Source organism: Dyadobacter ginsengisoli DSM 21015 (genome assembly GCF_059568735.1).
The window spans coordinates 582,974-603,549 of sequence record NZ_JCANTY010000006.1; the positions used below are offsets into that span (position 1 = coordinate 582,974).

Genomic DNA, 20,576 nt, shown 5'->3' on the forward strand with positions numbered 1-20,576 from the left:
CTTGTCGATATTAACTATGAAGCCTAATCGTCGTTTTTTTCAGTTTTCAATACTCATGTTGGCGGCCGCAATGCTCTCGTGTGGTAGCGAAAAAAAAGAGGGGAAGGAAAGCAAGTCCGATTCTTCGGGGGCGGCTGCCAAGACGCAGGCCATCCGGAAAAAGGTGATAGTCTTTTTCGGGAACAGCCTCACGGCAGGCTATGGACTGGACGATCCTTCCCAGGCATTTGCCGGATTGATCCAGAAGAAGATCGACTCACTGGGGTTGAATTACAAAGTTATTAATGCCGGTGTGAGCGGTGAAACCACTTCAGGGGGCAACAGCCGGATAGACTGGCTGCTGAAACAGCCCCTGGATGTATTCGTGCTCGAACTGGGAGGAAATGACGGGTTGCGCGGGATTCCAGTTTCAGAAACCAAAAAGAATTTGCAGGACATGCTTGATAAGGTGCATGCGAAGTATCCGGAAGCCAAACGTGTTTTGGCAGGAATGCAGATCCCGCCGAATATGGGTCAGCAATACGCATCCGAGTTCAGGGCGGTTTATGCCGATCTCGCCAAAAAGAATGAAGGCGTTACACTCATTCCATTCCTGCTCGAAGGGGTGGGAGGGGAAGTGAAGCTCAATCAGGCAGACGGCATCCATCCGACCGCCGAGGGGCACAAGATCCTGGCCGAAAACGTCTGGATCAGGATCAAAGATTTGCTGTAAATGAAAGGACCAGCCGCCCGGCTGGTCCTTTTTATGATCCGGTGGAGTACGTTTCGTTCCCGTGCAGTTGGCGGGCACCGTATTTGTTCCACGCAGTAATGACCTCCATCCGGTCTTCGACGGTCTTGGGCGTGAACGAAATAACGACCCCGCCTTCCCGGATGCTGGATTCGAATGCCTCGGCATGCTCGTGGAGTACGCCGCTATTATGCAGTGCACCTACAATACCGCCCGTAAGGCCCCCCGCACCGGCACCGGTTAACGCTGCAAGGAGAGGGCCGGCCACGGCAATGCCCAAGCCGGGAATGAGTACCGTAGTACCTATTGCCACAATAGCTCCAGCGATAGCTCCCGCTGTGCCTCCAATGACCGATCCGATACCTGCGTTTTCAATGGTGGAATGCGCGGGCTTTTCATGATCGATTTCTGCATGATGAATACGATGGGTTTCATCCGAAGTGATGACATTGATTTCTTCCGGTTTGTATCCCCGGTAAATCAGTTCGTCATAGGCTTTCTGCGCGTCGCCGCGATCAGCAAATGTCGCATTGACCATTGACGGATAATTATATTCGATTGTCGTTTCCATGTTAACTTTTTGGTTGAACCATAGCTAACGGACGGAAACAACTGTGCCAGTTGTGTTTACATTTTATTCTGCCTTTACAATCCGATAATTCACAGATTCGGCGCCATTTCCCTTCCCTCTCAGGATGTAAATGCCCGTTGGCCAGTTGTGTGTCGGAATGCTTGCCGGCAGCGGGCCTTTTGTTTTATAAACTGCTTTCCCCCTCGCATCAATCAGTTCGAGAACGGTGCATTGGGATAGATTTTTTGATGAAAGAAATAATGTTGCGGAAAAGGGGTTCGGATAAGCGGGAGCGTCTGCATGACGAACCCTGGCGCTACGTACGCGGCTATACGCGTAGGTGCCGTCGAGGTCGTTGATGCGCAGGCGGTACAGATTTTCTCCGTGCCAGGGATGTGTGTCGGTGTAGTCATAACGGGTGAGTTTCGTGCTTTCGCCCAAAGCGCTGATGCTGCCCATTTTCCGCCATTGTTGTCCGTCCTGACTTCGTTCTACGTCGAAATTAAACGCCGCGGTTTCCGTGGCGGTGGCCCAGCGGAGGTTTACTGCGGGCCCTTCGCCTGTGGCTTCAAATTCGGTCAGAACAACCGGCAGCGGGCCGTTACAGGCGGTGTAAAGCGTGCTTTCGCTGAAACACGAGCCGGCATTGCCGGATACGTTCAGATAGGTAAATGCGGAATGGTTTTTCTGGTAATTGCAGACAGGCGCAACGTTACAAAACGAGAGAGCCGGATTGTTCCGGATTGTCAGATCTCCATTAATAGCCAAAGTGTTATTGAGGCCGGTGAGACTCATTAGTGACGTATTCCCATTGATACTAACCGGTCCGGAAACGGTTGTGAGCGAGCCTAATCCGCTAATATCCTGGAGTGCACCGTTAAATGATATTTCCAAAGCTCCGGCGGAAGTGATCTTGCCGAGGCCATTCAGCGACGTAATGGAATGATTTTCACTGATGATAATGGCGCCACCCACAGTCGTGAGGTTTTGAAGCGGGGCGAGGCTGGTGATGACGTCGCTGGCAAGGCTGGTCACATAAATATTGCCCGTGATGATTTTCCAGCCCGGGTCCCAGGAATTAAGCCCGCTCTGACTGGTGAATTCGACATTACCCACGTAGGTCTGTGCCACACTGCCGGCAACGGGCAGCAAAGAGAACAGCAATAGAAGAACTTTGCGTTTGAGTAAAATCAACTGCATAGATTTGAGGTTTAGCGTTTGTCAATGTAGCATTCAATTGGGTTCCAGTTGAATGTGATCTAAGAAAAAGCCCGGGAACATTGAAAACTAATGTCCCGGGCTTTATTGTAAGTCGGATACCTCTTCTACACAACCCTGTCACCACGTATCAGACGGAGGATGATGGCAATGACTGCTATCACCAGCAGGATATGGATAATGTTGCCTAATCCAAAACTTGCAAAGCCGAAATAGCCGATCAGCCAGAGGATCACCAGGATCACAGCTATTGTATAAAGGAGATTTCCCATTGTCTTAAAATTTTGAGTTAGAGTTATTTTAGATATATGAGGACTATATCAATTTAAATGCCAGCGACATTCCGCCTGATAGGACCGGGATTATTCCCCGGATTCTACAATATTTGCGGGATTAGCGCGCTGCCTCGCCGTGAGTTGTAGAAAATTTTCTCACGATTTACGGGAGTAAGTGCTGTCTTTCGTCATATTTTCAGTCTCTTATAACCTCTTAAAATGAATAAAACAGTTTTAACGCTCCTTGCCTTTTGCCTGATATCCTTCTCCCAGGTGTTTGCGTCGCGTGTCGACACCGTTGAGGTGAACAGCGCCGTTATGAAAAGAAACTTCAAAGTCGTCGTCGTGAGGCCCGACAGTTACGATTCGGGCAAGGAATTCCCGGTGGTGTACCTCCTGCACGGGTACAGCGGAAACCATGCCAACTGGGTGAGTAAGGCGGCCGGAATACAGAAGGCGGCGGATTTCCACAATATCATCATCGTATGTCCCGACGGCGGGTTCAGCAGCTGGTACTGGGATAGCCCCGTGGACTCTCAGTCGCAGTTTGAAACCTATGTTTCCAAAGAACTCGTGTCCTATGTTGATAAGAACTATAAAACGATCAAAGACCGCAAAGGCCGGGCGATTACCGGGTTGAGCATGGGCGGGCACGGCGCATTGTACCTGGCATTTAAGCATCAGGATATTTATGGCGCGGCCGGCAGTATGAGCGGTGGGGTGGATATTCGTCCTTTTCCCAACAATTGGGATATGGCCAAACGCCTGGGGACTTATTCGGAGCAACCTGAGCGATGGGAAAAGAATACGGTCATCAACATGCTGCATTTGCTGACACCCAATGCGTTGTCGCTGATCATCGATTGCGGTTCCGAAGACTTTTTTTATGATGTGAACGAAAACCTACACAAGCAGCTCGAATACAGGAAGATTCCCCACGATTACATTGTCCGTCCAGGCGCGCACAACTGGCCTTATTGGGACAATGCCGTACAATATCAGCTGCTTTTTATGAGCAATTATTTCAATAAAAAATAGTTGCCTCGTGTCACTTGTTCCCGTTCTGCTATGAAGTACTTTCTTTCCATTCCCGTTTTGAGCCTGCTGGTTTCAGTAAAATTTTTATATGCTCAGGAGGGTAATCCTGCATTGCCCGACCCATTTACATTCAACAATGGGGAAAAAGTGAAGTTGGTAAAGGAGTGGGAAAGCAGGCGAAAGGAAATTCTCGAAACGATGACCCACGAAATGTACGGTGTCATGCCCGGCAAGCCCAAGGACATCCGTTTTGAAGTTTTTGACCACGATCCGAAGGCATTGGGAGGAAAAGCCACCCGCAAGCAGGTTACCGTACATATCAGGGAGAAAGGCAAAGAAGTGAAGTTCGACTTGCTGATTTATATCCCCAATCAGGCAAAACACCCGGTTCCTGCCATTATCGGTCTCAATTTCGTTGGTAACCAGGCTGTTCATACAGACCCGGGGATAAAGCTGACGACGGCCTGGGTTGAAAACAGCCGGATGTTTCCCTGTGCGGTGGACGGCAAAGCCACCGATGCGTGCCGGGGAGTGAATGCATCTCAATGGGCCGTGGACAGTATTCTCTCGCGAGGGTACGCATTGGTGACCCTGTACCGCGGGGAAATCGCTTCTGACCGGAAAGAGCATGCATTTCAGACGGGTGTTCATCCGCTCTATCCGGAGTTGCAGCAACGGGATGACAATTTCAGTACCATGGCTGCCTGGGCCTGGGCGCTCAGCCGGGGAATGGATTACCTGGAAACAGACAGGGCGATCGATGCAAAGCGCGCAGCAGTATTTGGTTTTTCAAGATTAGGAAAAGCGGCATTGTGGGCTGGAGCAACGGACAGGCGGTTTGCTGCGGTACTGAGCAATGAGTCGGGAGCGGGTGGGGGTAAACAGTTCCGTCGCGGGGTAGGAGAGAATATCAGCCGGTTATGCACGGTGTTCCCGCATTGGTACGCCCGGAGTTTATGCAGGTACAAGGACCAGGATACCATGCTGCCTTTTGACCAGCATTTCGTACTGGCGCTGATCGCACCACGTCCTGTATATTTGGCTACTGCCGAGGGCGACAAGAACGCCGATCCTGCGGGAGAGTTTGCGACGGCCGTGGCTTCGGATACCGTTTATCGGTTTTTAGGGACCAATGGTTTTCCGGGAGCCCCCTTTCCGGCGCTAAATTCACCCGTAATGGGCCAAATTGGCTTCCATATCCGGCCGGGAGGGCACGACGTTAAAATGTTCGACTGGATAGAGTTTTTAAATTTCTCTGATTTACATTTGCAAAAATAGACCGAACCTAATATTTAATTTTACTATTCAGCTAAATGAGCAACAACCCGTCTCCCGGCACAGTCCACAGCTCCCCGCCCAAGTTCACTGAAAATAAATACCTCATTACCCTTGTCTTCGTAACATCCCTTTTCATGTTCTGGGGAATTGCCATTACGATGGGAGACGTTCTCAATAAGCATTTTCAGCATGTACTGAGTCTGAGTAAAACGCAATCTGCATTTGTGCAGTTTGCTATTTTCGGTGCATACTTCATCATGGGTATCCCTGCGGGGCTATTCATGAAGCGGTTCGGTTATAAAAATGGTGTTTTGCTGGGTCTTTCGCTTTTTGCGATCGGGGCATTTTTGTTTGTACCGGCAGCCAGTGCGGCTTCTTTTACCTTCTTCGGTATTGCACTTTTCATTCTGGGTTGCGGGCTGGCTACGCTCGAAACTGTGGCGCACCCGTTCGTGGCCTCGCTGGGTGACCAGCGTACCAGCGACCAGCGTATCAATTTTGCCCAGGCATTCAATGCGCTGGGCGCGATACTCGGGCCTGCTATTGGTTCCTATTTCCTGCTTCGCAACAACACCGAAGGCAGTACCGACCTTACTTCGGTCAAAATGCTCTATATCGCGATCGGAAGCGTGATTGCATTGATCGCCATTTGCTTCTCGTTTGTGAAGGTTCCTGCTTTGATTGATCCCCATGCAGTGAATGTTGATCCGGACGCCGTGAATGTGGATCCGGAACCTGGAAAGACGTTGTTTCAGCACCGTCATTTCGTATGGGCCGTGATCGCACAGTTTTTCAATGTGGCGGCGCAGGGGGGAACCTGGGCTTTTTTCATCAATTACGGTCACGAGAAAATGGGCTTCCCCGATGCGGTAGCCGGAAACTACATGATCGTTTTCATGGCGCTGATGCTTGTGGGACGTTTTGTAGGAACATTCCTGATGCGTTTCATTGCACCACACAGCTTGCTGGCGATCTTTGCGTTCGGCAACATCATTATGTGCCTGATCGTGGCGCAGGCATGGGGCTGGCCTTCGTTTATCGCCCTGATGATGCTTAACTTCTTTTTCAGCATTATGTTCCCGACGATTTTCAGTCTGGGCCTTAAAAATCTTGGACAGCATACTCAGCAGGCATCCTCGTTCATTGCGATGGGTGTTGCCGGTGGCGCATTTTTCCCGTTTCTGATGGGCGTGGTAGCAGAGCACGATGTGGCTTCGGCCTATTACCTGCCTATTATCTGCTACGCGGTAATCTTCATGTTCGGATATAAATTTTATAAAGCACATTAAGCGCTTCGTCAGCTGGCTTCCGGCTGTCGTTTTCTTTTTATAATCTAATTTTTTTGTTCAAAGACGGCTAATGAAACTCTGGGGAATTGACTTAGGAGGTACTAAAATAGAATGTGCAGTGCTGGATCCCGAAAGGAATCTGGAAGTGGTGGTGCGTATGCGTGTGCCGACAGAATCTGTAAACGGGTATGAACATATTTTGTCGCAGATCAAAAAGCTGATCGACATGGTGGCGGAACAGGTAGGCGAGCGGCCGGTCAAAATCGGTTTTGCAACGCCGGGCGTCCTCGAACCGGACTCGCAGCTGATGAAGAATTCCAACACGACCTGCCTCAACGGAATGCCGTTGAAGGCGGATCTTGAAAAAATACTGGGCGTTCCCTGCCAGTTGGCGAATGACGCTAATTGTTTTGCCCTGGCCGAAGCACTGATGGGCGCAGGGAAGGACTACCACGGAGCAGAAGTCGTTTTCGGGGTAATCATGGGCACAGGCGTAGGCGGCGGATTGGTGGTGAATAATAAAATCATCGGAGGCCATCACGGAATCGGTGGCGAATGGGGCCATAATATCCTTGAGGAAGAGGGCGAACCATGCTATTGCGGTAAAGCCGGCTGCGTAGAGCAGGTTATTGCCGGGCCCGCATTGGAACGCTTTTATGAAAAACAGAGCGGCGAAAAGGTATCGATGAAAACCGTGCTCGAAAGATACCATGCCGGTAATGATGAACACGCAAAGGCGACGATCGAGCGCTTGCTTGAATACTACGGTCGTGCTATTTCTACGCTGATCAACGTGATCGATCCGAACCTGATCGTCATCGGAGGCGGAGTAGGGAATATCGATCTGCTTTATACTGCCGGTTACGAGCGCATCCGGAAGTACATTTTCAACAAAGGCATTGTAACCACACCGATCGTGAAACCTAAACTGGGTGACAGCGCGGGTGTTTTTGGCGCTGCATTGCTGTAACCGGTTTCTGACTAGCTTATCCCGACGTTCTGCCTGCTGTGAAATAGCGGAGCGTCGGGATTTTTTGTTGCTTGCACAATTGTGGGGTGGCAGTAAATCAGGCGCTTAGGCTACTTCTATGGGCAGTTTGATTCCAGATCCCATTCGTCATGTACGCCACCAGCAACGCCCTTACCACGCGTATACGTTCCATCGATACGGTACGCGGCCTGATCATCATCATCATGGCCCTGGACCACGTCAGGGATTTCTTTCACATCGCAGGCGCTAACGGGGATCCTACCGATCTGGCGACTACAACCCCGGCGTTGTTTTTCACCCGGTGGATCACGCATTATTGTGCGCCGACTTTTATGATGCTTTCCGGTTTGTCGGCCTATTTGTCGGGCCAGAATAAGACTGCTGCTGAAAAATCCTCCTTTCTGATCAAACGCGGTTTATGGCTCATCTTGGTCGAAATCGTGTTTATGACTTTTGCTTTTACATTTGATCCTACCTATAAAATCTTTTTTATGGCTGTGCTGTGGGCATTAGGAGGCAGTATGATCGTGCTGGGGCTTACAGTACGGTTTGCATCACCCAAAACCATCCTGATTCTCGGTCTTGCATTGGTGCTCGGGCATAACCTGCTGGATTATCTGCAATTGCAGGAAAACACGCCGGCGGATATTTTGTTGCGCATATTCTTCACCGGCAGGGGGACATTTCTGCCACGGGGTGATGGCGGAGCCGTTATTTTCCTTTACGTAATCTTCCCGTGGGCGGGTATTATGATGTCGGGGTACGGGCTGGGACTTTTGTACCGCCGTAATGCCGATCCCGCCCGACGGAAACGCATATTACTCCTGACCGGCGCGGTGCTGACGTTACTTTTTGTTGTTTTGAGGCTTGTAAACGGCTATGGCGACCCGGTGAAATGGGCGGTACAGGATACCGGCATCAAAACATTCCTGTCATTTTTGAATGTCACCAAGTACCCACCTTCGCTCTTTTTTACCTTCATGACCCAGGGGCCGATACTTATCCTGCTGGCGTTCACCGAACGTACTGACAATGCATTCAGCCGCATATGCACGGTCTATGGCAGAGTGCCTTTCTTCTTTTTTATGCTGCACTTCTATGTCATTCACATCATGACGATGGCTGCGGTGTTTCTTTCCGGTTATACCTGGGAGCAAGCGACAGATGACAAACTGTTTTTCAAATTCCGTCCCGACGATTTCGGATATTCGCTCCCTCAGACCTACCTGATCTGGGTACTGATCGTGGTAGCGCTTTACTGGCCCTGTAAATGGTTTGGTGAATACCGGGCAAGGAAAAGGACCTGGTGGCTGAGTTATTTGTAATCCGTTGTCCGAATTTCTTACCAGTAAATTCATTCCCCATGAAGCACTTGTTTTTGTTACTTTTAAGCCTTGTGGTGCATCTCGCCTATGCACAGGCTCCCGAGGAGAGTTATCCGTTCGATCCCGCCTCCCTGGAACAAGCGAATGTCCCCAGGGGAGAGGTCCTGAAATTTACATTTGACCAATCCAAAATTTTCCCCGGGACCTGGCGTGAATACTGGGTATATGTGCCCGCGCAATACAAGCCTGAGACGCCCGCATGTCTGTACGTGAACCAGGATGGCATTCAATGGAAGGCGCCTACGGTGTTTGATAACCTGATCCACAACAAGGAAATGCCGGTGACGATCGGGGTGTTTGTCATGCACGGCCGGGTAAAGGCCGGGAACACGAGCGAGGCGAACGACCGGTTCAACCGCAGTTTTGAATACGACGGACTGGGCGACGCCTACGCACGGTTTATACTCGAAGAAATTTTGCCCGAAGTCGAAAAGCAGAAGACGAGCGACGGGCGGGCCATTCGTCTGTCCAGAAATGGGAACGACCGCGCCATTGGCGGGTCGAGCAGCGGTGCCGTTTGTGCATTCACAGCCGCCTGGGAGCGCCCGGATGCATTCACCCGTGTGTTCAGCGCGATCGGAACGTATGTGGGCCTGCGTGGAGCCGATCGTTATCCAACACTGCTGAGGAAATTTGAGCCGAAACCCCTTCGTATTTACATGCAGGACGGCAGCAATGATCTTAATATTTACGCGGGCGACTGGTGGATGGCGAATCAGACGATGCTCCGCGCACTGACGTTCGCAGGTTATGAAGTGAAGCATCAATGGGGCGAAGGCGGGCATAATGGCAAACAAGGAACCGCGGTTTTCCCCGACGCGATGCGATACCTTTGGAAGGGGTGGCCGGAAAAGGTGAAAACGGGTGTTTCGCAAAATCAGTTTTTGTCTGCATTGCTCATTCCGGGGCAGGAATGGGAGCTGGTAGGCGAGGGGTACAGGTTTACGGAGGGCTGTGCAGTTAACGAGGCGGGTGACCTGATCTTTCAGGATATTCCTAATTCAAAAACCTACAAAGTTGTCAATCATGGTAAACCCGAGGTATTGAACGAAGATGCCCTGGGCGCGACGGGCGCCGAATACGACCGGAACGGCTATCGTTATGAGGTAGCGAAAAACACGCTGTCCATCGTCAGATACGACCGGGCTGGCAAGCGTGAAGAAATAGCCCGGGACATTTCCGGCAATGACCTTACGGTGTCTTACAACGGGAACGTGTATGTAACTGCTCCCGACGGATGGGAAAAGCCCAGTACCATTTTCCTGGTCAGGCCGGATGGTACCAAAACGGTGGTGGACGAAGGCATACGCTTCGCCAATGGCGTTGCATTATCGCCCGATCAGACGTTGCTGTACGTCGCGGAATCCACATCGCATTGGGTGTATGCTTACCAGATTCAGGCGGATGGGGCATTAGCGCACAAACAGAAGTTTGGCTGGCTGCATGTGCGTGATACCGAGGAAAATGCCTGGGCGGACGGCCTTACCTGCGACCGCGATGGACGTATCTATGTAGCTACGCGGGCTGGCGTACAAATTCTCGATCAGACGGGCCGCGTCAATGCGATCCTGCCATCGCCAAACGGAACTGCTTCCAATGTTGCTTTTGCAGGGAAAGAGTTCGATACGCTTTATGTAACTGCGAACGATAAAGTATACCGCCGCAAATTGCGTACACGTGGTGCCAATGGGTGGGAAATGCCCCACAAACCGGATGCTCCTAAATTATAAGTGTTATCTCCCGATCAGACGGATCAGGACAAACAGGGGGCTATGCGCAGAAGCGTTCCGGGTTTTATATATCGGATGAGCAGTTTAGTTTACCATTCCATCACAATGCTTTCGAATTCGTCGAGACGAAGGAGGGAAACACGGAGTACGCCGTCCTTCCAGGTGAAGTTCAGAGGCTTGGGATTCATCAATGTAAATACCTTTCGCGGCTTTTTCGCCATATTGATACTGAAATGCAGATCGTTGACGGGCAAGGGCTCAAAATAGGTATTTCCGCTGAACCCGGTTAGGTTAATGAGGTGCAAAATCTGACCGTCAGCTCCGGATCCAGGGCTGTTTTCGGGTGTGTTTTTCGTAAATTCCTTCAAGATGGTTTCGACCCTTGCCGGCGCGTTAGTCTGAATGCTTTGAGTAGCTTCCGGCAACATATAGCGGATCAGATCGAGTAGCAGATTTTTATGTTCCTGATAACCATGCATGTAATAAATTTTCCCCAAATTAACAGGGAAGAGTGCCGCCTTGCTTTCGGGATGGTTCTTGATGGCCAGGGCATAATAGCCGGTAGGATCGTGGCCGCCGATGATTTCCGGAGGGCCGGGGCGCCCTTTGGCCAGTACAGGGAGCAATCGGCGGTCCGCTCCTGAAAAATCGTAAAGGCCCAGGTTAAATTTCCAGAACAACATGCTTTGTCCTTTGAAGCTCTTGAAAATACTCCGGTCGTCTGGTACAAGGTAATTGCCTGCGCCGTCATTATCTTTCTTCCCGATCTTTGCGCCAAAAAGTGACTGCAATGCTTCGGGATTGTCGAACAGGGCACGGTTTGTGGCAATCAGGTGGGTCCCATCGGTGGCAGCCTCTTTCAGAATGCGGATCGCACCTGGTTTCAGGTATGTGATTTCAGGAAGAATGAGCATTTTATAACTCCTTACTTTTGCTTCCAGATTTTCGATCTGACCATCTTCGACGATGTCAAAAGGAATATGTGCCTCCCGCAGCATCAGTTGAATACCGCGATATTCTTGCATTGGTTCGCCATTGGGCCAGGCTCCCGGTGCTATTACGGCTATTTTAGCGATGGACCTGTATTGACCAAAATAGGGTTCATTCTTTTTGTGAAAACCATAAACCTTTTTGAAAACCGGGTAGTTGCGCTCATCCTCATAGCCACGCATATCGCCCATCATACTCATATCGAGCCCCGATCCATTCGCAATGTTCTCGTACAGGCGAATGCGCGTTTCTTCCGGTTCTACGGCATTGTAACGGGACTGAAACGAGATCTGCTGGATACTTGCATTGCTGATGACGTGGTCGGGAAACGAATTGACAGCATTACCCACATTGTCGGAAGCTGTGTAGGGCCAGTAGGGCAGGGTGGTCATGCTCTGCGATTCGTGCCGGATGATGTCCACGAATTTGTCGGAATAAGTACAGATTGCGATTTGTTCGTTTTTGGATTTAACCAGCTTGTGAAGCCGCCCGGACCAGTCTTCTACAGTCACTTTCTTGAATTCCAGGTATTTTTGAAATAAAGGATCGGCTTTGTCCTCTTCGAGCGGCAGCACCTGCCCGCCACTGAATTCAGCGAAACGCTTTTTGTCGTACTCATTCTGATCAATGCCGTGGTATTTTCCCTCGTAGGGATTATTGACCTGATAACCGGGCATATTGAGAAAAATACCGTCGATAGGGAACAGGTTGATGACCTCTTCGATGATGTTAAATGCTTTTTCCTGCACATATGGCGCATTGATGGACACTACGTACATGTCGGTGTTGATGATGCGTTCTCCTTTTGGGGAAATGTAGCACCAGTCGGGATGGGCCTTGAAGATGCTTTCATGTACCCGGCTGAAATCGAAGCGGACAATGACTTTAATGCCGTTATCGTGGCATTTACGGACGACGTCCGCGAGCACATGATTATCTTTCAGATAGGGGTTTCGGTAATGGAAATCCAGTCTGGTGGGGTAAAATGCCATAATTCCACCGGCGTTGATCAGCAGGGCGTTGGCCGAGGAGGTAACCAGATCAGTAACTATGGAATCCGCATTGATCGTGGCCGCTTCATAGGCGGGGAGGTTCATCTGGATGACCCGGAGATTATTTCTTTTCCACCATAGCCGGTCATTGTCTTGCGCCCACAGGCAGCTTGTTTGCAAGAGGAAGTAAAGGAGTAAAATACGGTTTCTCATTCCAGGAAGTATGGTTTGGAGCAAAAGATGCGTAATACACAGCATCTACTGAGGTTTTGCAACCCGATTATTACGAAATGTTGACAACCAATGGGATTGATTTTTTATATTCAAATAGAATAATTCTTTCTCTCACCTAACCAGTTGCGCATTGAGCGTTCGTATTTTTTTATACCCGGCCCTGTTGCTGGCGTTACAGGTCTGCCCGGCTGCCGCCCAGAACGGATGGTTCAAGCGGTTTGTGCAAAAGACTATTTCAGACACCACTTCCGAAGGGAAATCCAGTTTCAGGGTCTATCCCACACTGGGATATGCGCCGGAAACGAGTATTGAAATCGGGCTTTCCTCTTTGCTGCTTTTTCAGGCCAAAAATGATACGCTGAACCGCCTGAGCGAAGTGCAGGCTTTTACATTCGTAACGTTGGAGGGACAATATGGTATCTGGCTCGATAACGCGATCTATGGCGACAAGGACAAATGGTTCTTTCTGGGTAGAACCCGGTTTCAGCGGTTTCCATTACTTTATTATGGCATCGGGCATACGACTCCGGACAAGGAGCCTGCGATGATTGACGCGAATTACCTGTTGGTCAGGCAAAGGGTGTTACGGCGGGTCAGACCCAATTTTTTCATCGGGCCGGAGATCGACTACCAGCAGTTGTATAATGCCAAATTTGAGCAGCCAGAGGATCATTTCTACGATGAACCATTAGGTAGCGATGGTACCCGTAATATCGGTCTCGGGGCAGCGCTGGTGTACGACAACCGGCATAATGTGCTTAATGTCCGCAAGGGACTGTTTGGCGAGCTGTCTTTTCTGAAATACAACCAGTCGATAGGAAGTCATCACAATTTTCAGGGCTTCAACCTGGATGTCAGAAGTTCCCATCCGTTATCGAAGCGGAATGTGCTGGCCTGGCAGGTTTATGGCAATTTCTTTACCGGAGATATACCCTTTAATCAGATGGCCCTGATGGGTGGGGAAATGATTATGCGGGGGTATTATTATGGCCGTTATCGTGATAAAAATATGCTTGCCACGCAGGTGGAGCACCGGTGGCTGCCGTTCGGATTTAGCAGACGGTTCGGTGGGGTCGTTTTTGCAGGCGCCGCGGTAGTTGGACCAGAAATCCGGTCGCTCACGCCCGCCCGCGCGAGGTTATCCGGTGGCGTTGGGCTACGCTACCTGCTGTTTCCGAAAAAAGATATTTATCTGAGGCTGGACGTAGGTTTCACCAAAGACGGTCCTGGTTTCTACCTTTTTACGGGCGAGGCATTCTAGTCGCGGTGCCGGTAGCCGAATGCGACCACAAAAAGTAGTATCCCCACCAGTCCGAGCGCCCAGGATAGCGAGGTCATTTCGGCAATGATACCAATCAATGCAGGTCCGGCAAGCTGGCCCGAATAGCCCAGGATGGTTACAGCTGATAATGCGATGGAAGGAGGAATGTTGGGAATACGCCCGGCTGCTGTAAAGAAGATCGGTACCACGTTGGCAGCGCCCAGCCCGACCAGCACAAAACCGAGCAGTGCCGCAATGGAGGAAGGTACCAGTACCGCGACCAGAAATCCCGTTCCCGCAAGCAATGTACCGTAAAGTACGACCTTGGCGGGGCCAAGCCGGTGGATAAGCCCGTCGCCCGTGAGCCGCATTACTGCCATCGCTACGGAGAATGCCGCGTAGCCGACTCCCGAAAATGACGGATCGAAACCGCGGGAAAATTGCAGGAATACAGCACTCCAGTCCAGCAGGGAACCTTCCGCTAGAAAAAGGATAAAACACATGATACCCAGCACTACGACCGGCCCTTTCGGCAGTACGAAGCTGGTGCCGTCCAGTTTGGCTTCTTCCGAATGGGGCAGGAGATATCTCGATTGTGTGACCGTGATGAATACCAGCAATGCTGAAATGGAGACTGCCGCGTAGGTCGGGGAAAGGCCGGCTTTGATCAGAAATCCGAGGCCAATCGAGCCGATGAGCCCTCCCAAACTGAACATACCGTGGAAAGAAGACATAATATGGCTTCCGAAGCGCTCTTGCACTACCACCGCCTGCGCATTCATGGATACGTCGATCGAGCCGATGCCGGCGCCAAATACAAAGAGGGCAATAGCCAGCTGATACGACGTGGTGGCCATCAGTAACAAGGGAAGCAACGAGGCGATGATCAGTGCGGAAACGATGGCTACCGCTCGGCTGCCGTATTTGTTGATGAGCAGGCCGGTCAGCGGCATTGTGAGAATGGCCCCTGCGCCCAGTGCGAGTAGTACCACACCCAGGTCTGCCTCGTTGAGTCCAAGTCTGATCTTTGCAAAAGGAACCATCGGTGCCCAGCTGGACAACCCAATTCCACAGACCAAAAATATAAGTAATGTAGCTCTGCGAGCGGCGTCGATTCTCAGTTTTCCCTCCATAACAACAATGCGGATTTTCTGCAAATTAATAACATATTGCAAAAAGTTGCAATATGTTGCAAAAAATAGCAAATAATTATACGATAATCTCCCACGGATAGAGCTAAAAAAGGCCGGGTTTGTTAGACCCGGCCTGATCATCAGCCATCAGATGTTTTTCTTTTTTGATTCTTTGACCGCGAAGTCTACTGCACGGGCCGTCAACGCCATGTAAGTCAGGGACGGGTTCACGCAGGAAGCAGAGGTCATGGCTGCGCCATCTGTCACAAACACGTTTTTGACCGCGTGTAACTGGTTGTTGCCATTCAGTACCGATGTTTTGGGATCGCGCCCCATTCTTGCCGTCCCCATTTCATGGATCGCCATGCCCAGGTAGGATCCGTTATCATAGGTTCTTACATTTTTGAGGCCCGACTTTTCCAGCATTTCGGCTGCGTCGTTCATCATGTCTTTCCGCATTTTCTTCTCGTTATCGCGAAGGTCTGCATCGAAAACGACCGCGGGGATGCCGTACTTATCTTTTTTCTCCTTGTTCAGGAACATACGGTTTTCGTGGTAAGGCAATGTTTCACCAAATCCCCCGAAGCCCATGGTCCAGTTGCCTGGCGTTGTCAGTTCCTCCTTGAAATCGGCGCCGAATGCGAGCTCGGCCACATTGCGCTGCCATCCCTGGCGTCCTCCTCCGCCCTGGTATCCGAAGCCGCGCAGGTAATCGCGCTTGTCGGACCCGATATTGCGGTAGCGGGGCACGTAGATGCCGTTTGCACGACGGCCAAAGTAATATTTATCGAGATCCCCCTCCCATGTGCCACTGGCGCCGGTGCGGAAGTGGTGGTCCATCAGGTTATGTCCCAGTTCTCCGGAATCGTTACCCATTCCGTTCGGGAAACGCTCGGAGGTGGAATTGAGCAACAATGCGGTGGAAGCGAGTGCACTTGCACACACAAAGATAATGTTAGCGAAGAACTCGCGTTCCTGCATCGTTACACTGTCGACCACACGCACGCCCGTTGCTCGTCCACCCGATTTTTTGCCATCATAAATGATCTCGCGGACCACTGAATCAGGGCGGAGCGTCAGCAATCCGGTTTTCATGGCAGGCGGTAATGTGCTCGATTGCGTGCTGAAATAAGCGCCGTAAGGGCAGCCATACGAACAGCGGTTACGATATTGGCACGGAGAGCGCCCTCCATCCAGCTGGATTTTCGTCGGCTGCGACAGGTTGGCTACGCGACCAATTGTCATAGTACGTCCAGGAAATTCTTTTTCAAGGCGCTTGCGTACTTCTTTTTCTACAAAGTACATCTCCATCGGTGCCAGGAACTCACTGTCCGGCAATTGCGGCAGGCCGAGCTTTTCGCCCGAAATCCCTACATGTTTTTCTACGTAGGAGTACCAGGGCGCTATATCCTTGTACCGGATCGGCCAATCGACGGCAATGCCGTCTTTCAGGTTTGCTTCGAAATCGAGGTCGCTCAACCGGTATGACTGCCGTCCCCACATAATGGATTTGCCGCCAACGATATTGGGTCGGAACCAGTCGAAGCGCTTTACTTCTTCATACGGTTGATCCATGTCGTTCATCCAGTACTTTTCGGTCATTTCGTTGTACGGATAATCGCGCGACAGGAACGGGTGGGTCTCTTTTTGTTTGACCGTCAGCCGGCCATTGTACTTCGTTTCCCAGGGGGCCTTCAATGCATTTTCATAGCCTGTGACATGTTCGAGGTTTTTACCTTTTTCGAGCATGAGCACTTTCAGGCCTTTTTCGGTCAGTTCTTTCGCCGCCCAGCCGCCGGATACGCCGGAGCCGATCACGATAGCGTCGTAGGTGATGTCTTTTTTTGCGTCAATATTAAGATTCGCCATGGTTAAGAGAGTTTGGAATGAGTCAGCGGCATGGGCGTTACCACTTGATGCCTGCACATCCGAGTTCTTTACTGAATATGATTACAAAGCCCAGCTTTTTTGTCCTTTGGGCATTGGCCAGCTGCCTTCGAACCTGCCTGGAATCGGCAGATAGTCGAGTGCCTGGGTGGCGCCGATCTCTGACGTGAAGTACCCGGTAACGGTGAGGCCTTTCATGGCCAGGAAGAAAGGTTTGTCCGAAACGGTCGTTTTTTTAATGATGTCGTTTTTCTGGGTCGCATCAAGTACCGCGAAACTTTTGGAATGGGTTTCCTTTGCAAGGCTATCCACCTTGGCTAGCCCATCATAGAACTTTTTCTGCTCTTCGATCGGGTAACAGTCGCGCATAACACGCACGATGAATTTCTCGGCACCGGCTGCCTTCGCTCCGGGTGTCCCGGTGGTAGGGATAATGACATCTGCGATCTCGGCAAGCAATGCCTCCTGTTGGTCAGAGACTTCGAGTGACGGGCCGAAATTCAGGCGTTCACCTGCAATACCGGCCATAAGCGGAGCGGATAAGGCGCCACCGAGCAGGAAGGTGATTCTTTGAACTGCTTCTCTACGGTTCATGGGTAAGAGTTTTAGTCAGGGAATTCAAATAGGTATAAAATATCTTTTAAAGATAATAAGATTGAGGATTTAGCAGGTAAATCATGCAGTATTTCCCGAATGTTAAACGAAAAACACCAGTCACTCATCGAATTTCCTGTAATCCGATGGGCGGTAGCATATTTGATTAATATTCTGAACCGAGGCTAGACGATTCACCAGGTTTATGACCTGCTGGGGAGTTCAAAGGTTAAGTAATAGAGGAACGTTGAGTAAATAATGCGGATATCTTCCCTGAGTTTCAGGGAAGATATTTTTTTGAAAGGCTTCTAAATCTCCGTCACAGGAACCCGCCAATATGCATAACTAACCTAACTGAGTTGCAATACTTATTACCATGTACAACACTGGCGACCCAGCTAAGGGGCGTCATTCAGATTAAAAGGGCCGGATCGTTTCCGGTCTTTTTTTTGAGCAAGACCGCAGCCTGGAATCCCGCCTGGGTTTGATGTTTGTGATTTTTACCCTATCATTAGCCTGCATTCAGCGCGCCGGAACGCTGGTTTTATAACATTTTTCACCAGTTTTTACTCAATATTCGATGGAATACAGACAACTAGGAGCGTCGGGTTTGAAAGTACCCGTCCTTAGCTTCGGGACCGGCACATTCGGTGGCGGTGGGGATTTCTTCAAGGCATGGGGCAATACCCAGACAGACGAGGCGGCGAGGTTGGTCGGCCTTTGCATGGACGCGGGTCTCAATTTTTTTGACACGGCTAATGTTTATTCTCAGGGACTGGCAGAAGAAATACTGGGTAAAGCGATCATCGGGTTGAGGGATAAAATTATCCTGTCCACCAAAGCGACTTTCAGAATGGGGAATAAACCCAACGAATCCGGATCCAGCCGGTTTCATTTGCTCAGGGCCTGCGAGGACAGTCTAAAACGTCTGCAGACCGACTATATCGATATTTACCATATGCATGGATTCGACGGGACTACCCCGGTAGAAGAAACTTTGAGCGCCCTGAACGACCTGATCCGCGATGGAAAGATCCGCTACATTGCCTGTTCCAACTTTTCAGGATGGCACTTAATGAAATCACTGTCTGTTTCTGAGCGATATGGCTGGTCAAAGTACATTGCACATCAGGCGCATTATTCCCTACTAAGCAGAGAATTTGAATGGGAGCTCATGCCACTCGGCTTGGATCAGAAAGTTGGTACAATAGTCTGGAGCCCGTTATCGGCAGGGCGGCTTGGAGGTAAATACCGTCGAGGCCAGCCGATTCCGGAGGAAGGCAGAATTGCGCAGGGGGGCGGGGAAGGGCCGGCCATTCCCGAGGACTTTTTCTTCCACCTTATCGATGTCCTGGATGAGGTTGCAGCTCAGACAGGCAAAACTGTGGCTCAGGTGGCCCTTAATTGGTTACTGCAAAGACCCACGGTGAGTAATATCGTTGTTGGTGCGCGGAATGAGGAGCAACTGAAGCAGAATTTGGGCGCCATAGGATGGAACCTTACATTGGATCAAGTGAGAAAGTTGGATGAGGCGAGTGAAAAGTCGCCGGTTTATCCCTATTGGCACCAGAGGAAAAATGTGGCGTTGAATCCAATGCCTGACTTTTACAGCAGGCTTTCCAATGATTAGTTAATTGAAATTTCAAGTCATAGTGGAGGCTGGATAATTGAGTTTATCTGGCCTCCGGTATGTAAAGACCGTGCTGCATAGCATACACGATAAGGTCGGTGGTACGCCGTACTTTTAGTTTGTCCATCACGCTGCGATGGTAATACTGGACAGTGTGTGCACTCAGTTTAAGTTCATAAGCAATTTCCTTGATCGTGTGACCGCCACATACTTTTTGCAGGACCTCTTTTTCCCTTGGAGAAAGATGCAGGACAACCTGCTCTTCCGTAAAAACACTATTGATCAAACTGTCCCGGATCGCTTTGCCAATATATTGCTTACCGGACCGCACCTGGAAAATCGATTCCCTGAACTCTTCAAAAGGGGCTGATTTGGAAAGAAAGCTATTAGCGCCACGCCGGATTGTATGCTTGATGGTTTGCACATCGGTCACAGCCGAAAGTACGATAACCCGCATTTCTTTGGGTAAGGTTGCCCGGCAGATGTCGAGCAGTTCGAGTCCGTGCAAACCATTCAATGGCAGATCCATGACCAGGATGTCGGGAGGGCAGGAGCGTTTTTCATCCAGAAAATCCTTCGCATTTGTATAAGTGTCTACCTGGTCAACCTCCGGATTTAGTTTTAATAATTTTCGTAGTGCATCGGTTAGCAGGAGGTGTTCGTCAACTAATGAGATATTCATAGAATTAATTTTATTTTATAACGGCCAATCCATAAGGGTGGTTTTTTGTACAATTCCACCATAAAATGTTACTGTTAAACAAAAGGATTGCGGGCTATTTTGCGGGTTTTCTACTTAATAATCAGCTGTTTTAGATTAAATACTCGAAAAAGTCCAAAAATAGCTATCCTGGGCCTATTGAAACTTTTTTAACGGTAACGAGTCGATTCCAATTTACAAATATTGCGTGGATAAAATTAATTCTATCCCCCTAATTTTTGGGGGCATATATCATAGTAAAAATATGTGGGTTTATTTTGATCTATTTATAGATACATTTGCAAACAAGTACTATGTAGTTGTGTAAAATAGTATAACTAGTTTATTTTCGAATTGACTAGCTGAATAAAGCAATCATCAACAGAACAAACCAGACAGAAAAAGACAACGCGTATCCGAAGCACTTTTTACTCATCTTACCTGACCGGCTGACCGTTTTCGTTAGGCGACACCTTCACACTAATAATACAGGAGTTGCTGATCGCGTATGTGTATACGCGACACGGAATCTTTATGTATTACGAAATGGCAGGCACGCAATCGCTATCAAACGGGAAGGCATTCTATTATATAATTTGTTGATTTTCTTGTATTTAATTCATTGTTCACGTAACGGTTTATCTGTATTC

17 protein-coding genes are annotated in these 20,576 nt (G+C 49.8%); 9 read left to right on the forward strand and 8 right to left on the reverse strand.

Features of this window, described 5'->3' with window-relative positions:
- Window positions 1–16 precede the first annotated feature (16 nt).
- Window positions 17–712: an arylesterase gene (locus BP71_RS24125; RefSeq protein WP_496384010.1), complete on the forward strand. Its 696-nt coding sequence runs from the start codon at window positions 17–19 to the stop codon at window positions 710–712.
- 31 nt (window positions 713–743) lie between these two features.
- On the opposite strand, the gene BP71_RS24130 is transcribed toward BP71_RS24125, so the two are convergent.
- The 3 genes from BP71_RS24130 to BP71_RS24140 form a co-directional block, all read right to left on the reverse strand.
- A complete protein-coding gene (locus BP71_RS24130) occupies window positions 744–1,301 on the reverse strand; it encodes a hypothetical protein (protein ID WP_496384012.1) in 558 nt (185 codons plus the stop codon).
- 63 nt (window positions 1,302–1,364) lie between these two features.
- Window positions 1,365–2,501: a T9SS type A sorting domain-containing protein gene (locus BP71_RS24135; protein ID WP_496384014.1), complete on the reverse strand. Its 1,137-nt coding sequence runs from the start codon at window positions 2,499–2,501 to the stop codon at window positions 1,365–1,367.
- Between the two features lie 125 nt (window positions 2,502–2,626).
- The gene (locus tag BP71_RS24140) at window positions 2,627–2,791 is read right to left on the reverse strand and encodes a lmo0937 family membrane protein (RefSeq protein WP_295927853.1); all 165 of its coding nucleotides are present in this window, start codon (window positions 2,789–2,791) and stop codon (window positions 2,627–2,629) included.
- A gap of 222 nt (window positions 2,792–3,013) precedes the next feature.
- Here BP71_RS24140 and BP71_RS24145 point away from each other — a divergent pair, with 222 nt between their 5' ends.
- From BP71_RS24145 to BP71_RS24170, 6 genes are all read left to right on the forward strand, one after another.
- Entirely contained in the window at window positions 3,014–3,832 is an 819-nt protein-coding gene (locus BP71_RS24145) for an alpha/beta hydrolase (RefSeq protein ID WP_496384017.1), read from the forward strand.
- A 30-nt stretch (window positions 3,833–3,862) separates the two neighbouring features.
- Window positions 3,863–5,110 carry a glucuronyl esterase domain-containing protein gene (locus BP71_RS24150; protein WP_496384019.1) on the forward strand — a complete coding sequence of 416 codons (1,248 nt, stop codon included), beginning with the start codon at window positions 3,863–3,865 and terminating at the stop codon, window positions 5,108–5,110.
- Between the two features lie 35 nt (window positions 5,111–5,145).
- A complete protein-coding gene (fucP, locus tag BP71_RS24155; RefSeq protein ID WP_496384021.1) occupies window positions 5,146–6,399 on the forward strand; it encodes an L-fucose:H+ symporter permease in 1,254 nt (417 codons plus the stop codon).
- 70 nt (window positions 6,400–6,469) lie between these two features.
- A complete protein-coding gene (locus BP71_RS24160) occupies window positions 6,470–7,369 on the forward strand; it encodes an ROK family protein (RefSeq protein WP_496384023.1) in 900 nt (299 codons plus the stop codon).
- A 149-nt stretch (window positions 7,370–7,518) separates the two neighbouring features.
- Window positions 7,519–8,715, forward strand: coding sequence for an acetyltransferase domain-containing protein (locus BP71_RS24165; protein WP_496384025.1), 1,197 nt, complete (start codon window positions 7,519–7,521; stop codon window positions 8,713–8,715).
- 38 nt (window positions 8,716–8,753) lie between these two features.
- On the forward strand, window positions 8,754–10,505 hold the full coding sequence (locus BP71_RS24170; protein WP_496384027.1) for an SMP-30/gluconolactonase/LRE family protein: 1,752 nt from the start codon (window positions 8,754–8,756) through the stop codon (window positions 10,503–10,505).
- Between the two features lie 89 nt (window positions 10,506–10,594).
- Here the strand turns inward: BP71_RS24170 and BP71_RS24175 are convergent, their stop codons facing one another.
- Complete coding sequence (locus BP71_RS24175; RefSeq protein ID WP_496384029.1) at window positions 10,595–12,700, reverse strand: alpha-amylase family protein; 2,106 nt, start codon at window positions 12,698–12,700, stop codon at window positions 10,595–10,597.
- A gap of 151 nt (window positions 12,701–12,851) precedes the next feature.
- Between BP71_RS24175 and BP71_RS24180 the strand changes: the two genes are divergently transcribed.
- Window positions 12,852–13,982 (forward strand): BamA/TamA family outer membrane protein, encoded by a 1,131-nt coding sequence (locus tag BP71_RS24180; protein WP_496384031.1) that lies wholly within the window; start codon window positions 12,852–12,854, stop codon window positions 13,980–13,982.
- Here the strand turns inward: BP71_RS24180 and BP71_RS24185 are convergent.
- From BP71_RS24185 to BP71_RS24195, 3 genes are all read right to left on the reverse strand, one after another.
- Window positions 13,979–15,115, reverse strand: coding sequence for an MFS transporter (locus BP71_RS24185; RefSeq protein ID WP_496384033.1), 1,137 nt, complete (start codon window positions 15,113–15,115; stop codon window positions 13,979–13,981). The genes BP71_RS24180 and BP71_RS24185 overlap by 4 nt on opposite strands.
- 147 nt (window positions 15,116–15,262) lie before the next feature.
- Window positions 15,263–16,984, reverse strand: a complete 1,722-nt coding sequence (locus BP71_RS24190) for a GMC oxidoreductase (protein WP_496384035.1) — start codon at window positions 16,982–16,984, stop codon at window positions 15,263–15,265.
- An 81-nt stretch (window positions 16,985–17,065) separates the two neighbouring features.
- Window positions 17,066–17,596 (reverse strand): gluconate 2-dehydrogenase subunit 3 family protein, encoded by a 531-nt coding sequence (locus BP71_RS24195; RefSeq protein WP_496384037.1) that lies wholly within the window; start codon window positions 17,594–17,596, stop codon window positions 17,066–17,068.
- Window positions 17,597–18,176: 580 nt separating this feature from the next.
- On the opposite strand from BP71_RS24195, the gene BP71_RS24200 reads away from it, so the two are divergent.
- Window positions 18,177–19,226 (forward strand): aldo/keto reductase, encoded by a 1,050-nt coding sequence (locus tag BP71_RS24200; RefSeq protein ID WP_496384039.1) that lies wholly within the window; start codon window positions 18,177–18,179, stop codon window positions 19,224–19,226.
- Between the two features lie 43 nt (window positions 19,227–19,269).
- On the opposite strand, the gene BP71_RS24205 is transcribed toward BP71_RS24200, so the two are convergent.
- Entirely contained in the window at window positions 19,270–19,908 is a 639-nt protein-coding gene (locus BP71_RS24205) for a response regulator transcription factor (RefSeq protein ID WP_496384041.1), read from the reverse strand.
- Window positions 19,909–20,576: the final 668 nt, after the last annotated feature.